Origin of the sequence: Streptomyces xanthophaeus, from assembly GCF_030440515.1 — a bacterium.
In the GTDB taxonomy this organism is placed as follows: domain Bacteria; phylum Actinomycetota; class Actinomycetes; order Streptomycetales; family Streptomycetaceae; genus Streptomyces; species Streptomyces kutzneri.
Genome location: NZ_CP076543.1, coordinates 1839530 through 1854145 on the forward strand (window position 1 = coordinate 1839530; position 14616 = coordinate 1854145).

Annotated in this window: 14 protein-coding genes; 11 read left to right on the plus strand and 3 right to left on the minus strand. The window is 70.6% G+C overall.

Translation table 11 applies throughout. The annotated features are described in order from the left end of the window. Positions 1-226: 226 nt before the first annotated feature. The 11 genes from KO717_RS37325 to KO717_RS07950 all read left to right on the plus strand — a co-directional run bounded on the left by KO717_RS37325 (position 227) and on the right by KO717_RS07950 (position 9810). Complete coding sequence (locus KO717_RS37325) at positions 227-310, plus strand: putative leader peptide (protein WP_312847410.1); 84 nt, start codon at positions 227-229, stop codon at positions 308-310. Between the two features lie 215 nt (positions 311-525). Continuing rightward, positions 526-2232 (plus strand): nitrite/sulfite reductase, encoded by a 1707-nt coding sequence (locus tag KO717_RS07905; RefSeq protein ID WP_301365371.1) that lies wholly within the window; start codon positions 526-528, stop codon positions 2230-2232. Then, positions 2229-2426: a DpnI domain-containing protein gene (locus KO717_RS07910; RefSeq protein WP_229876770.1), complete on the plus strand. Its 198-nt coding sequence runs from the start codon at positions 2229-2231 to the stop codon at positions 2424-2426. The genes KO717_RS07905 and KO717_RS07910 overlap by 4 nt, the downstream gene beginning before the upstream one ends. After that, positions 2423-3136, plus strand: a complete 714-nt coding sequence (locus KO717_RS07915) for a phosphoadenylyl-sulfate reductase (protein WP_301365374.1) — start codon at positions 2423-2425, stop codon at positions 3134-3136. Before KO717_RS07910 ends, KO717_RS07915 begins: the two co-directional genes overlap by 4 nt. Positions 3137-3174: 38 nt before the next feature. After that, positions 3175-3720: an adenylyl-sulfate kinase gene (gene cysC, locus KO717_RS07920; RefSeq protein WP_301365376.1), complete on the plus strand. Its 546-nt coding sequence runs from the start codon at positions 3175-3177 to the stop codon at positions 3718-3720. Next, positions 3717-4655 (plus strand): sulfate adenylyltransferase subunit CysD, encoded by a 939-nt coding sequence (cysD, locus tag KO717_RS07925; RefSeq protein WP_189745789.1) that lies wholly within the window; start codon positions 3717-3719, stop codon positions 4653-4655. Before cysC ends, cysD begins: the two co-directional genes overlap by 4 nt. Positions 4656-4657: 2 nt before the next feature. Beyond that, positions 4658-5998, plus strand: a complete 1341-nt coding sequence (locus KO717_RS07930; RefSeq protein ID WP_301365379.1) for a sulfate adenylyltransferase subunit 1 — start codon at positions 4658-4660, stop codon at positions 5996-5998. 214 nt (positions 5999-6212) lie between these two features. Beyond that, positions 6213-7337 carry an ABC transporter substrate-binding protein gene (locus KO717_RS07935; protein ID WP_301365381.1) on the plus strand — a complete coding sequence of 375 codons (1125 nt, stop codon included), beginning with the start codon at positions 6213-6215 and terminating at the stop codon, positions 7335-7337. 34 nt (positions 7338-7371) lie between these two features. Next, the gene (locus tag KO717_RS07940; protein ID WP_301365382.1) at positions 7372-8166 is read left to right on the plus strand and encodes an ABC transporter ATP-binding protein; all 795 of its coding nucleotides are present in this window, start codon (positions 7372-7374) and stop codon (positions 8164-8166) included. Then, positions 8153-9049: an ABC transporter permease gene (locus KO717_RS07945; protein ID WP_301365384.1), complete on the plus strand. Its 897-nt coding sequence runs from the start codon at positions 8153-8155 to the stop codon at positions 9047-9049. The genes KO717_RS07940 and KO717_RS07945 overlap by 14 nt, the downstream gene beginning before the upstream one ends. Before the next feature lie 5 nt (positions 9050-9054). Further along, on the plus strand, positions 9055-9810 hold the full coding sequence (locus KO717_RS07950; protein ID WP_301365386.1) for a sirohydrochlorin chelatase: 756 nt from the start codon (positions 9055-9057) through the stop codon (positions 9808-9810). 47 nt (positions 9811-9857) lie between these two features. Here the strand turns inward: KO717_RS07950 and KO717_RS07955 are convergent, their stop codons facing one another. The 3 genes from KO717_RS07955 to KO717_RS07965 are packed head-to-tail and all read right to left on the minus strand — an operon-like array spanning position 9858 to position 14375. After that, the gene (locus KO717_RS07955; protein WP_301365387.1) at positions 9858-10829 is read right to left on the minus strand and encodes an antibiotic biosynthesis monooxygenase; all 972 of its coding nucleotides are present in this window, start codon (positions 10827-10829) and stop codon (positions 9858-9860) included. 4 nt (positions 10830-10833) lie between these two features. Then, positions 10834-13551 carry a molybdopterin-dependent oxidoreductase gene (locus tag KO717_RS07960; RefSeq protein ID WP_301365388.1) on the minus strand — a complete coding sequence of 906 codons (2718 nt, stop codon included), beginning with the start codon at positions 13549-13551 and terminating at the stop codon, positions 10834-10836. Continuing rightward, positions 13548-14375: an FAD binding domain-containing protein gene (locus KO717_RS07965; RefSeq protein WP_301365390.1), complete on the minus strand. Its 828-nt coding sequence runs from the start codon at positions 14373-14375 to the stop codon at positions 13548-13550. The genes KO717_RS07960 and KO717_RS07965 overlap by 4 nt, the downstream gene beginning before the upstream one ends. Positions 14376-14616 lie beyond the last annotated feature (241 nt).

Genomic DNA, 14616 nt, shown 5'->3' on the forward strand with positions numbered 1-14616 from the left:
TCCGCCGGGACCTGGGGCTCCGCCCCAGACCCCGCGCCTCGAACGCCGACGAGGCTGAAATATCCGGCCCCTCCGGCGTTCGAGGCGCGGGGGTTCGGGGGCGGAGCCCCCGCCCACCAGCGTTCGATGCGTGACCCCCGTCACGTCATCCCACGCTTCGAGACGAGTTCGTCCGAATCGTGGACAGTAGTGGACTCCTCCAATCGGCACATGACACGCTTCCGCCATGAATGGAGCTGGAATTGCCTTGGTGAGTCGGCGGCACGTCGACCTCGGCCGCATGTCCAGCGCCATCTGTCCGGCGCGCTGACGGAACCAGCCACGCCGCACATCGCCGTCGTCCCCGCCGCCGCGGACGCGCCGATCACCCGCTAGCCCCCTGAGGCCGTAGTACCGCCCTGCCCGCCGGCAACCCCGGCGCGGAGCGGGAATCAGCCACACCCGCTCGGAGCCGCCGAGCCCGCAGGGGAGCGCCGCCGCCTCCCCCTGCCCTTGCCTCGAGCCGCCGAAGAAGGACGTACCGCCATGGCCGCCACCCCCGAAACGCCCGCAGCCGCGCCCGCAGCCGCCGCGCGCCGCAAGACCGGCCGTCACCGCGGCGAGGGCCAGTGGGCCGTCGGGCACCACACGCCCCTCAACGGCAACGAGCAGTTCAAAAAGGACGACGACGGTCTCAACGTGCGGACACGCATCGAGACGATCTACTCCAAGCGCGGCTTCGACTCGATCGACCCCAACGACCTGCGCGGCCGTATGCGCTGGTGGGGCCTCTACACCCAGCGCAAGCCCGGGATCGACGGCGGCAAGACCGCGATCCTGGAGCCGGAGGAGCTGGACGACGAGTACTTCATGCTGCGCGTCCGCATCGACGGCGGCCGGCTGACCACCGAGCAGCTCCGCGTGATCGGCGAGATCTCGGAGGAGTTCGCGCGCGGCACCGCCGACCTCACCGACCGCCAGAACGTGCAGTACCACTGGATCCGGATCGAGGACGTCCCGGAGATCTGGCGCCGGCTGGAGGCCGTGGGCCTGTCCACCACCGAGGCCTGCGGTGACACGCCCCGCGTCATCCTCGGTTCGCCCGTGGCCGGCATCGCCCAGGACGAGATCATCGACGGCACGCCCGCCATCGACGAGATCTACCGCCGCATCGTGGGCAACAAGGACTTCTCCAACCTGCCCCGCAAGTTCAAGTCCGCGATCTCCGGCTCGCCGCTGCTCGACGTGGCGCACGAGATCAACGACATCGCGTTCGTCGGCGTCGAGCACCCCGAGCACGGTCCCGGCTTCGACGTCTGGGTCGGCGGCGGTCTGTCCACCAACCCCAAGCTGGGTGTGCGCCTGGGCACCTGGGTCTCGCTGGACGAGGTCCCGGACGTCTACGAGGGCGTCATCTCGATCTTCCGTGACTACGGCTACCGCCGGCTGCGCAACCGCGCCCGCCTGAAGTTCCTCGTCGCCGACTGGGGCCCGGCCAAGTTCCGCCAGGTCCTGGAGGACGAGTACCTGAAGCGCAAGCTGACCGACGGCCCCGCGCCCGCGCAGCCGAGCGGCCAGTGGCGCGACCACGTGGGCGTCCACCAGCAGAAGGACGGCAAGTTCTACGTCGGCTTCGCGCCCCGCGTGGGCCGCGTGGACGGTGCCACCCTGACCAAGATCGCGGACGTGGCCCGGCAGCACGGCTCCGGCCGCCTGCGCACCACCGCCGAGCAGAAGATGATCGTGCTCGACATCGAGGCCGACCAGGTCGACTCGGTGGTCGAGGCGCTGGAGTCGCTGGACCTGCGGGTCAAGCCGTCCCCGTTCCGCCGCGGCACGATGGCCTGCACCGGCATCGAGTTCTGCAAGCTGGCCATCGTCGAGACCAAGGCGCGCGGCGCCTCGCTGATCGACGAGCTGGAGCGCCGCCTGCCGGACTTCGCCGAGCCGCTCACCATCAACATCAACGGCTGCCCGAACGCCTGCGCCCGTATCCAGGTGGCGGACATCGGTCTCAAGGGCCAGCTGGTCCTGGACGACGACGGCAACCAGGTGGAGGGCTACCAGGTCCACCTGGGCGGCGCCCTCGGCCTGGAGGCCGGCTTCGGCCGCAAGGTCCGCGGCCTCAAGGTCACCTCGGCCGGTCTGCCCGACTACGTCGAGCGGGTCGTCAAGCACTACGAGGAGCAGCGCGAGGACGGCGAGCGCTTCGCGGCGTGGGTCGCCCGCGCGGACGAGAAGAGCCTCTCGTGAGCGAGCGCGCCGCACCGTTCTACTGCCCCTACTGCGGCGACGAGGACCTGTTTCCCAACGAGACGGGTCACGGCGCGTGGGAATGCAGGGCCTGCAACCGGGCCTTCCAGCTGAAGTACCTCGGGCTGCTGGCCCGGGGCGTCCAGTCGGATTCGGCAGGATCAGCGGGATCAGCGGGAGGGGACGGGATATGACCACCACTCAAGACGTGCGTCTCACGGCCGGGGAACTCAAGGCGCTGGCCGAGCAGGCGGGCCGGGACCTGGAGGACGCCTCGGCGCTGGACATCCTGCGCTGGGCGGTCGACACGTTCGGCAAGGAGTTCGCCGTGACCTCCTCCATGGAGGACGCGGTCGTCGCCCACCTGGCCTCGCGGGTCCTCCCCGGTGTGGACGTGGTCTTCCTCGACACGGGCTACCACTTCGAGGAGACCATCGGCACCCGTGACGCGGTCGAGGCCGTGATGGACGTCAACGTCATCACGCTGACCCCGCGTCAGAGCGTCGCCGAGCAGGACGCCGAGTACGGGCCGAAGCTGCACGACCGGGACCCCGACCTGTGCTGCGCGCTGCGCAAGGTCAAGCCCCTGGAAGAGGGCCTGACGGCGTACACCGCGTGGGCGACGGGCCTGCGCCGCGACGAGTCCCCGACCCGGGCGAACACCCCGGTGGTCGGCTGGGACGAGAAGCGGCAGAAGGTCAAGGTCTCCCCCATCGCCCGCTGGACGCAGGACGACGTGGACGCGTACGTCGCCGAGCACGGCGTACTCACCAACCCGCTGCTGATGGACGGTTACGCCTCCGTCGGCTGCGCCCCCTGCACCCGCCGCGTGGCGGAGGGCGAGGACGCGCGGGCCGGCCGGTGGGCCGGGCGGGGCAAGACCGAGTGCGGACTGCACGGCTGATGACGACGACCGGCGAAGAACTTACGGAGACAGAGCAGATGAGCGTGAGCGACCAGGGCGCCACCGTGTGGCTGACCGGGCTGCCGAGCGCGGGCAAGACCACCATCGCCTACGCGCTGGCCGAGCGGCTGCGCGCCGAGGGCCACCGGGTGGAGGTGCTGGACGGGGACGAGATCCGCGAGTTCCTCTCCGCGGGCCTGGGCTTCACCCGCGAGGACCGGCACACCAACGTGCAGCGGATCGGCTTCGTCGCCGAGCTCCTCGCGAGCAACGGGGTCAAGGCGCTGGTGCCGGTGATCGCACCGTTCGCGGACAGCCGTGAGGCCGTCCGGGGGCGCCACGCCACCGGGGGCACCTCGTACCTGGAGGTCCACGTGGCCACCCCGGTCGAGGTCTGCTCGGAGCGTGACGTCAAGGGCCTGTACGCCAAGCAGGCGGCGGGCGAGATCTCCGGTCTGACCGGGGTCGACGACCCGTACGAGGCTCCGGAATCCCCGGACCTGCGTATCGAGTCGCACACGCAGACCGTGCAGGAGTCGGCTTCGGCCCTGCACGCGCTGCTCACCGAGAGGGGTCTGGCATGACGACGACCGTCGCACACGTCCACGACGAGACGGATGCGCCCTACGCGCTGTCGCACCTCGACGCCCTCGAGTCCGAGGCCGTGCACATCTTCCGCGAGGTGGCGGGCGAGTTCGAGAAGCCGGTGATCCTCTTCTCCGGCGGCAAGGACTCCATCGTCATGCTGCACCTGGCGCTGAAGGCGTTCGCGCCGGCGCCGGTGCCGTTCACGCTGCTGCACGTCGACACGGGCCACAACTTCCCCGAGGTGCTGGAGTACCGCGACCGCACGGTCGAGAAGCACGGCCTGCGCCTGCACGTGGCCTCCGTCCAGGAGTACATCGACGCGGGCAAGCTGCGCGAGCGCCCGGACGGGACCCGCAACCCGCTGCAGACCGTGCCGCTGACCGAGGCGATCCAGAGCCTGAAGTTCGACGCCGTCTTCGGCGGCGGCCGCCGCGACGAGGAGAAGGCCCGCGCCAAGGAGCGGGTGTTCAGCCTCCGCGACGAGTTCTCGCAGTGGGACCCGCGCCGCCAGCGCCCCGAGCTGTGGCAGCTCTACAACGGCCGCCACGCCCCCGGCGAGCACGTGCGCGTCTTCCCGCTCTCCAACTGGACCGAGCTGGACGTCTGGCAGTACATCGCCCGCGAGGGCATCGAGCTGCCGGAGATCTACTTCGCCCACGAGCGCGAGGTGTTCCTGCGCAACGGCATGTGGCTGACGGCCGGCGAGTGGGGCGGCCCGAAGGAGAGCGAGACGCCCGAGACGCGTCTCATCCGCTACCGGACCGTCGGTGACATGTCCTGCACCGGCGCCGTCGACTCCGACGCCGTCACGCTGGACGCCGTGATCGCCGAGATCGCCGTCTCCCGCCTCACCGAGCGGGGCGCGACCCGCGCCGACGACAAGATGTCCGAGGCCGCGATGGAAGACCGCAAGCGCGAAGGGTACTTCTAGAAATGACCAGCACCACCGAGCAGTTCGCCGATGTCTCGGCGACCACGCTGCTGCGCTTCGCGACCGCCGGTTCCGTCGACGACGGCAAGTCCACCCTGGTGGGCCGGCTGCTGCACGACTCCAAGTCGGTCCTGACCGACCAGATGGAGGCCGTCGAGGCCGTCTCCGCCCAGCGCGGCCAGGACGCCCCCGACCTCGCGCTGCTGACCGACGGCCTGCGGGCCGAGCGGGAGCAGGGCATCACCATCGACGTCGCGTACCGCTACTTCGCCACCGCGCGCCGCCGGTTCATCCTCGCGGACACCCCCGGGCACGTGCAGTACACCCGGAACATGGTCACCGGCGCCTCCACCGCCGACCTGGCCGTGGTCCTCGTCGACGCCCGCAACGGCGTCATCGAGCAGACCCGCCGGCACGCGGCCGTCGCCGCCCTGCTGCGCGTCCCGCACGTGGTCCTGGCCGTCAACAAGATGGACCTGGTGGGCTACCAGGAGTCGGTCTTCGCGGCCATCGCCGAGGAGTTCACCGCGTACGCCTCGGACCTGGGCGTCCCGGAGATCACCGCGATCCCGATCTCGGCCCTGGCCGGTGACAACGTGGTGGAGGCGTCCGCCAACATGGACTGGTACGGCGGCCCGACGGTGCTGGAGCACCTGGAGACCGTCCCGGTCAGCCACGACCTCACGGCCTGCCCGGCGCGTTTCCCGGTGCAGTACGTGATCCGTCCGCAGTCCGCCGAGCACCCCGACTACCGCGGCTACGCGGGCCAGATCGCCTCCGGCGTACTGCGCGTCGGCGAGGCCGTGACGGTCCTGCCGTCCGGCCGGACCTCGGTCATCGAGGGCATCGACGCGCTCGGCGAGAGCGTGGACATCGCCTGGGCCCCGCAGTCGGTGACGCTGCGGCTGAAGGACGACATCGACATCTCGCGCGGCGACCTGATCGCGCCGTCCGCGAACGCGCCGGCCACCACGCAGGACGTCGAGGCGACGGTCTGCCACGTGGCCGACCAGCCGCTGGCCGTCGGCGCCCGGGTGCTGATCAAGCACACGACGCGCACGGTCAAGGCGATCGTCAAGGAGATCCCCTCGCGGCTGACCCTGGACGACCTGTCCCAGCACCCGAACCCCGGGCAGCTGGTGGCCAACGACATCGGCCGTGTCGTCGTCCGTACTGCCGAGCCGCTCGCGCTCGACGCGTACGCCGACTCGCGCCGCACCGGGTCCTTCCTGCTGATCGACCCGGCCGACGGCACGACGCTGGCGGCCGGCATGGCGGGCGAGTCCTTCGCCTCCAAGGCCGAGACGACCGTTCAGGCCGACGAGGAAGGCTGGGACTTCTAGCCATGCTCCCCGACATCTTCTCCAGCTTCGCGAAGGAGGGCGGCCGCGTAGGCAGCGGCGCCCTCGGCAGCGGCCAGGGAGGGGTTGCGCGATGTGCGCGATGACGTACGCGCACCGCACGCGCGCCCAAACCCCCCACCAGCCGTATCCGCCCTTGCTCCACAGACGAAGACGCGCGTCATGAGATGACGCCGTCACGAGAGGAAGTCCTCCCGTGCCTGCCACCGCCAGCACCCGCACCGCCCTCCGCCGCGGCATCGTCGCCGCCGCTGCCCTGCCGCTCCTGATCGGTGCGCTCGCTTCCTGCGGCTACGGCTCCGAGGCGAAGAAGGACGAGCCGAAGGCCGACACCGCGGCCGATGCCGGCAAGAAGCTGTCCGCCTCCGAGGTCCGGATCGGGTACTTCCCCAACCTCACCCACGCCACCGCGCTGGTCGGCCTCCAGGAAGGCCTGATCGAGAAGGAACTCAACGGCACCAAGATCAAGCCGCAGTCCTTCAACGCCGGCCCGTCCGAGATCGAAGCCCTCAACGGCGGCTCTCTCGACATCGGCTTCATCGGCCCCTCGCCGTCCATCAACGGCTACGTCAAGTCCAAGGGCTCCAACCTGCGGATCATCTCCGGATCCGCCTCCGGCGGCGTCAAGCTCGTCGTCAACCCGGACAAGATCAAAACCCTCGACGACCTCAAGGGCAAGAAGATCGCCACCCCCCAGAAGGGGAACACCCAGGACGTCGCCTTCCTCAACTGGATCTCCGAGAAGGGCTGGAAGGTCGACCCCGAATCCGGCAAGGGCGACGTCTCCGTCGTCCGCACCGACAACAAGGTCACCCCCGACGCCTTCAAGCAGGGCTCCATCGACGGCGCCTGGGTCCCCGAACCCACCGCCTCCAAGCTCGTCTCCGACGGCGGCTCCGTCCTCCTCGACGAGACCAGCCTGTGGCCCGACAAGAAGTTCGTGATCACGAACATCATCGTGTCGCAGAAGTTCCTCGAGGAGCACCCCGACGTCGTCGAGGCCGTGCTACGCGGCACCGTGAAGACCAACGAGTGGATCCACGCCAACCAGGACAAGGCCAAGGCCTCCGCCAACGCACGCCTCGAAGCCGAAGGCGGCAAGCCCCTCGACGCCAAGGTCATCGACCCCGCCTGGCCCAGCATCGCCATCACCGACGACCCGCTGGCCGCCACCCTGAAGACCCAGTCCGAATGGGCGGTCAAGGCCAAGCTCATCGAGGAGCCCGACCTCGCCGGCATCTACGACCTCACACTCCTCAACAAGGTCCTCAAGGCCGCCGGCAAGCCCGAGGTCTCCGACGCCGGCCTCGGCGCCAAGTAACCCCGCAATCCAGCAATCCCAGGAGGTGACGACCATGGCCACCACGTTCGCCAAGGCTGCCGAGGGCTCCGCCGCGGAGCGCACGCACGCCGCCCGCATCGAGCACGTCTCGAAGTCCTTCTCCGGCCCGGCCGGATCGCAGCTCGTCCTGGACGACATCAGTCTCGATGTCGCTCCCGGCGAGTTCGTCACCATCCTGGGCGCTTCGGGGTGTGGAAAGTCCACCCTGCTGAACCTGGTCGCGGGTCTGGACAAGCCGTCCGCGGGGTCCATCGAGACCCCCGGCGGCCGTCCGGCGCTGATGTTCCAGGAGCACGCGCTCTTCCCGTGGCTGACCGCGGGCAAGAACATCGAACTCGCCCTGCGCCTGCGCGGGGTGGCCAAGGCCGAGCGCCGCCCGGAGGCCGAGCGGCTGCTGGAGCTGGTCCGCCTCGGCGGCTCGTACGGCAAGCGCGTGCACGAGCTGTCCGGCGGTATGCGCCAGCGCGTGGCCCTGGCCCGGGCGCTCGCCCAGGACAGCCGGCTGCTGCTGATGGACGAGCCGTTCGCCGCGCTCGACGCCATCACCCGGGACGTGCTGCACGGCGAGCTCACCCGCATCTGGGCCGAGACCGGGCTGTCCGTCCTCTTCGTCACCCACAACGTGCGCGAGGCCGTCCGCCTCGCCCAGCGCGTGGTCCTGCTCTCCTCCCGGCCCGGCCGGGTCGCGAAGGAATGGACCGTGGACATCCCGCAGCCGCGCCGCATCGAGGACGCGGACGTCGCGGAACTGTCCCTGGAGATCACTGAACACCTGCGTGGGGAGATCCGCCGCCATGGCCAGCACTGACATCACTTCGAAGGCCACGGGCAAGACCGACGACCTGGCCGGCCTGGAGGCGGGCCTCGACGCCCTCGACGCGGTCCAGACCCACCGCACCCCCGTCCGCGAGATCCTCGTCAAGAAGGTCCTCCCGCCGGTCCTGGCCGTGAGCCTGGTGCTCCTGGTCTGGCAGGTCCTCGTCGCGACGCACGTGACCGAGGAGACCAAGCTGCCCCCGCTGTCCGCGGTGTGGGACAGCCTGTCCGACATGTGGGTCAAGGGCACGCTGCTGGAGGTCATCTGGACCAGCGTCTCCCGGGGTCTGCTCGGCTTCCTGCTGGCCCTGGCCATCGGTACGCCGCTCGGACTGCTCGTCGCCCGGGTGAAGTTCGTCCGCGCCGCGATCGGCCCGATCCTCCAGGGCCTGCAGTCGCTGCCGTCGGTGGCCTGGGTGCCGCCGGCCGTGCTGTGGTTCGGCCTGAACGACGCGATGATGTACACGGTGATCCTGCTGGGCGCCGTCCCGTCCATCGCCAACGGCCTCGTCTCCGGCATCGACCAGATCCCGCCGCTGTACCTGCGGGCCGGCCGCACCCTGGGTGCCACCGGTCTGCGGGGGGCCCGGCACATCGTCATGCCGGCCGCGCTGCCCGGCTACCTGGCCGGTCTGAAGCAGGGCTGGGCCTTCTCCTGGCGCTCGCTGATGGCCGCCGAGATCATCGCCTCCTCGCCGGACCTGGGCCTGGGCCTGGGCCAGCTGCTGGAGAACGGCCGCAACAACATCGACCTGCCGGGCGTGTTCCTCGCGATCATCCTGATCCTGGTGGTCGGCATCGCCATCGACCTGCTGATCTTCAGCCCGGTCGAGCGGTGGGTGCTGCGCAGCCGCGGCCTGCTGGCGAAGAGCTGATCGCCGTGTCCTGCGCACTCCTGGTCATCGCCCACGGCAGCCGCGATCCGCGGCACGCGGCGACCGTGCACGCCCTCACGGGGCGGGTGCGGGCGCTGCGGCCGGGGCTGCGTGTGGAGACGGCCTTCCTGGACTTCAACACCCCCTCGGTGGGGCAGGCCCTGTCCTCGCTCTACCTGTCCGGCGTACGGGAGGTGGTGGCGCTCCCGCTGCTGCTGACCCGCGCCTTCCACGCGAAGTCCGACATCCCGGCGGCGCTCGCCGAGTCGACCTCGCGCCTGCCGGGGCTGTCGGTGCGGGTGGCGGACGTCCTCGGACCGTCCCCGCTCCTGCTGACCGCCCTGGAACGCCGGCTCGCCGAAGCCGGACTCACCCCGGCGGACCGCGCCACCACGGCCGTGGTGCTCGCGTCCGCCGGCTCCACGGACCCGGAGGCGATCGCAGTGATCGCTGAAACCGCGCGGGAGTGGCGGCGTACCGGTTGGTGCGCCGTGCGGCCTGCGTTCGCCTCCGCTGCTCTGCCCCGTACGGAGGACGCCGTACGGGCCCTGCGCGCCGAGGGCTTCGCGCGGGTGGCGGTGGCCCCGTACGTCATCGCCCCCGGCCGCCTGCCGGACCGCATCGCGGCCGGCGCCGACGCCGCGGGCGCGGACGTCGTCGCGGACGTCCTGGGCGCGGCCCCGGAACTGGCCCGGCTGCTGCTGCGGCGCTTCGACGCGGCCGCGACGGCGCCGGCCCGGCTGCCCGCCCTGACCGCGTAGCCGGGACACCCCCGGCTCCGGGCCGCGGCCGCCGGCACGGGTGAGGGTCAGGGCAGGGTCCAGATCCGGGTGGTCACCAGGTAGAAGACCACGGCCCAGAAGACGAGCAGGACGGTGACGATCCCGATGCCGATGAGGTTGGTCCGGGCCGCCGGTTCGTCCGCCGACGGGCGCAGCCACCGCCCCAGCAGCGGGTTCACGTAGTAGGGCATCGTGAAGAAGCTCATGACGAGGCTCGACAGCAGGTTCCCCACGAGCAGGCCGATCCAGATCGGCAGCTTCAGCGGCGACAGGGCGAGCGCCAGGAGGACGACGGTCGGGTACAGGCCGACCCAGACCGCGATGGCGGTCTTGGTGACCGAGGGCGGGGGTGCTTCCCTGCCGTTCTCCTCGAAGGCGAACCAGCTGCCGAAGGAGTTGTCGATCGTGCGCAGCCTGAAGTCGTACTGCTTCCCCTCGGCGAGCACCCGGCGCCGCCTGTCCGACGTCAGCCAGGCGTCGAGGTGCTCCGCGTTGTCGAACCGGTACAGCGTGGTCCATTCCTCCTGGACCCCCTCGATGGGCGGGAAGAACTCACTTCCGCGGAAGCCTTCGAACTTGCTCTCCTCCTCGTTCATCCGGCGCTGCCATGCGAGGAAGTCCTCGACGTGCTCCGGGTGGACACGGTGGGTGATCACCACGGTCACCAGTGGATCCTGTGCGGGTGCGTGGCCGCTGACGACCTGCTGGGCTCCGGGGCCGTCGAGGTACTTGTCGCCGGCTTCGAGGAGTTCCTTGCGGGTCGGGCTGTTGATCCACGCCTGCAGGTGGGGGATCGAGTCGTACCGGTAGACCACGACCCATTCGGGTTGCAGGGGTGTCGGCGGGGCGACCTCGACGCCGAGGTACCCGTCGTACTCGGCGGCGGCGGCGTTGACGTCCTGCTGCCACGTCTCGTACTCCCGCTCCCGTCCGGGCAGGACCTTCTGGGCGATGATCGCCGTGGCCTCGGCGTCTTCCTGGTGCTTGTCGGTGTCCATGTGCTCAGGCCTTCGAGTGCGACCGCTTCCCGCCGATCCGGTCGTAGATCCGTTCCGGTGTCAGGGGCAGCGACCGGTAGCGGATGCCCGTGGCGTCCTGGAGGGCGTTCGCCAGTGCGGGGGCCACCGGGTTGATGCTGCATTCCGCCATGCCCTTCGCCCGCATCGGCCCGACAGAATCCGCCGAGCCCACCAGGAGCACCTCGGTGCGCGGAACATCGGCGAAGGTGGGGATGCGGTAGTTGCGGAGATTCGGGTTGACCACGACGCCGTCGGCGTCGAGACGGAGGTTCTCGGTCAGCACGAAGCCGATTCCCTGGGCGACGGCGCCTTCCACCTGTCCCCGTACCTGCGCGGGGTTGATGACGAAGCCGGCGTCGGTTGCCTGGACGCTGTGGAGGACCTGGATCTCACCGGTCACCCGGTGGACCGCGATCCGGAACCCGTGCGCGTTGGAGACGGCGCTCCGGGGCGATCCGTAGGCCTTGCGGGCGGCGGTGAACCGGATGCCGCGCACCCGGGCCAGCGCGACTATTTCGGCCAGCGACACCCGCTGGTCCCCGCAGACGACTCCGTCGTCGTCCATCGAGCACATCACCGGGTGGATGCCCGTGTGGGCGGCGGCGAACTCCAGGATGCGGTCGCGCACGGCGTTGGCCGCGCGCAGCACCGCGTTGCCCGCCACGAAGAGGCCCGCGCTCGCGAAGGCTCCGGTGTCGAACCCCGTGCGGTCGGTGTCGGACTGCACCAGGCGGATCCGCGACGGTGTGGTGCCCAGCTGGTCGGCGGCGATCTGGACGTGGGCGGTCGAGGTGCCCTCGCCGAATTCGACCGTGCCGACCGCGACCTCGTAGACGAGGTCGTCGCCGAGCGTCACCCAGGCCTCCGAGATGTGCTCGGTCGGCGGCGCCGTCTCGTGCAGGGAGGCCGCGGCGCCCGCCCCGACGAGCCAGTCCGGGCCGAGGTGCGGGTCCCCGGCCGTCCGGGCCAGGGCCCTGTCCACCAGGTCGACGCACTGCGCGAGGCCGTCCTCGGTGAACGTCACGTCGTCGGGGCCGTCGTGCAGGGCGACGAGCGGGTCACCCGGACGCACGATGTTGCGGCGGCGCAGTTCGAGCGGATCCATGTGCAGGGCGAGGGCGAGTTCGTGCATCGCCGATTCCACGGCGAAGGCCGGCTGCGTCATCCCGTACCCGCGCAGCGCTCCGCTCGGAACGGTGTTGGTGTAGACGGAGTACGCGTCGTACTTCTTGTTGGCGCAGCGGTAGATCATGACGGCCGCACCGCCCGCGAACAGGGTTTCGCCGCCGTGGTTGCCGTAGGCGCCCGTGTTCGACACGTTGCGGACCTGGAAGGCCGTGAGCGTCCCGTCCGCCTTCGCGCCCAGCTTGACGGTCAGCGTCATCGGATGGCGCGGCGAGGCCGTGGTGAACTCCTCCTCGCGGGTGTACTCGAAGCACACGGGCCGCCCGGTGTCGAGCGCGGCGAGCGCGGCCAGGTCCTCCGAGATGACTTCCTGCTTGCCGCCGAAACCGCCACCGACGCGCTTGCAGAACACGCGGAGCTGGTCCGGGCGCAGCGCGAACAGGTGGGCGAGTTTGACCTTGGCGATGGAGGGCGACTGCGAGCTGGTGCGGACGTTCAGACGTCCGTCCTCCATCCAGGCGATCGAGCCGTGGGTCTCCAGGTGCGCGTGCTGCACGCGCGGGGACGAGTAGGTGCCTTCGTGGATCACGTCGGCCTCGGCGAAGCCCGCTTCCACGTCTCCGATGTGCGAATGGATCTCGAGCAGGATGTTGTGGACGGGGTCGCGGACGAAGGGGTCGTCCGCCCCGTGGATCTGCGGGGCTCCCTCGGCCATGGCCTCCTCGGGATCGAACACCGCGGGCAGCGGCTCGTACTCGACGACGACGTTCCGGCAGCCCTCCTCCGCGGCGCCGGGCGTGTCGGCGACGACGGCGACGACGCGCTGTCCGGCGAAGCGGACCGTCCGGTCGAGGATGAGGGTGTCGTCCGGGTCGACCAGGTGGTCGGTGTGGATCGCCGTGGTGAAGCGCCTGCGCGGCACGTCCTCCCAGGTGTAGACCCGCTGTACGCCGGGAACCGCGAGGGCGGCGCTCTTGTCGATCGACAGGATCCGGGCGTGGGCGTGCGGCGAGTGCAGCACCTTGAGGTGCAGCATGCCGTCCATGTGGGTGTCCATGGTGAACTCGGCGCGGCCCGTCACCACGTCGTTGGCGGCAGGGGCTCCGACGCTCGTTCCGGCGGCCTTTCCCGGCCTGGCGCTCTCCACGCCGACGACGCCCCGCACGGCGTCCTCGATTCCCCGGTAGCCGGTGCACCGGCACAGGTTGCCCTTCAACGCCCGTGGCAGATCGGCCTTCTGGGACTCGGTGAAGGTCGCCGAGGTCATGATCATCCCGGCGGTGCAGAAGCCGCACTGGAATCCCGGGGCGTCGCGGAACTGGCGCTGCATCGGATGCAGGCTGCCGGGCGAGCCCAGCCCCTCGATGGTGGTCACCTCACGGCCGTCGGCGCGGAAGGCGGGGGTGATGCAACTGTGCACGGGGCTGCCGTCCAGCCATACCGTGCAGGCACCGCAGTCTCCCGCGTCGCAGCCCTTCTTGACACCGAAGTGGCCGAGCGAGCGGAGGAAGGTGCGCAGGCACTGCCCGGGCGCCGGCTCCTCGCCGAAGCTCCTGCCGTTCACGCGGTACGTCATGTCGGGCTCCCGGACGCGAGTTCACGGCGGATCTCCTCGGCGAAGTGCTTCGTCAGATGGCGGCGGTGGCCGGGAGTGCCGTTGGGATCGTCGAACCAGAGGTCGGTGGGGATGACGTCGATGCTCTGCTGCAGGGTCGGGGCGTCGGGCATGGTGTCGAAGACCATGCGCACGGGTCGGGTGGTGCCGGCCGTGACGGTGAGCAGCAGGTCGTTGTTCCCCGGCGTGCGCGTACCGATGAGGAACACCGTCGAGCGGCCGAGGCGGGTCAGGGTGAACCGGCGGTGCGCGGTGCGTTTGCGCAGGCTGTGCACCGGGATCTCGATGCGTCGCAGGATCTCCCCGGGGGCGAGGGCGTTCTGGTGGTTGCCGGTCACGAAGTCGAGGGCGTCGACGGTGCGCGTCGTCCCGTCGGGGGCCCACAGTTCGTAGCGTGCCTCCAGCGCGACCGTCAGCGTGATCATGGGGCCGGCCGGCAGCGACATGCAGATGTTTCCGCCCACGGTCGCCGCGTTCCACACCTTGAAGGAGGACAGGAACGCCTCGCAGGCCGTCGCGAACAGGGATCCGGCGGTCCAGTCGGCCGGGGGCCGGAAGGCGTGGAACTCGCGGACGGTGCAGGTGGCGCCGATTTCGAGGCCCTTGTCGGTGGGGACGAGGGGGGCCCACGGCAGGGTGGTCAGGTCGACCAAGCGGCGCAGGTCCGGCTGTTCCACCGAGAACAGCCACGTCCCGCCGGCGAGCCAGGCATCGCCTTCGCGCCAGTCCGCGCCCGGCCGGTCGGGGGGACGCCGGACGATTTCGGTGATCGTGTTGAGGTCCACGGGGATCGGCCTCCCTCACGACGGCAGCCGTGTGACGGACCGTCCACCGGTCTTCGGTGCACGCGGGCGGCGTCACGACCTCGGGCGACGACCGCACCGCATCCGCGTCGAAGCCCGGATCGGCCACGGGGCACCGCCGGTGCGACCCGGACTCGGCCCCAGGTCGAATCCGGTTCCGCTCCGGCCGCTGCGGTCGGTCACTTCGACGAGGACCGGCGGACGTAGAGACTCCCCTTCAGCG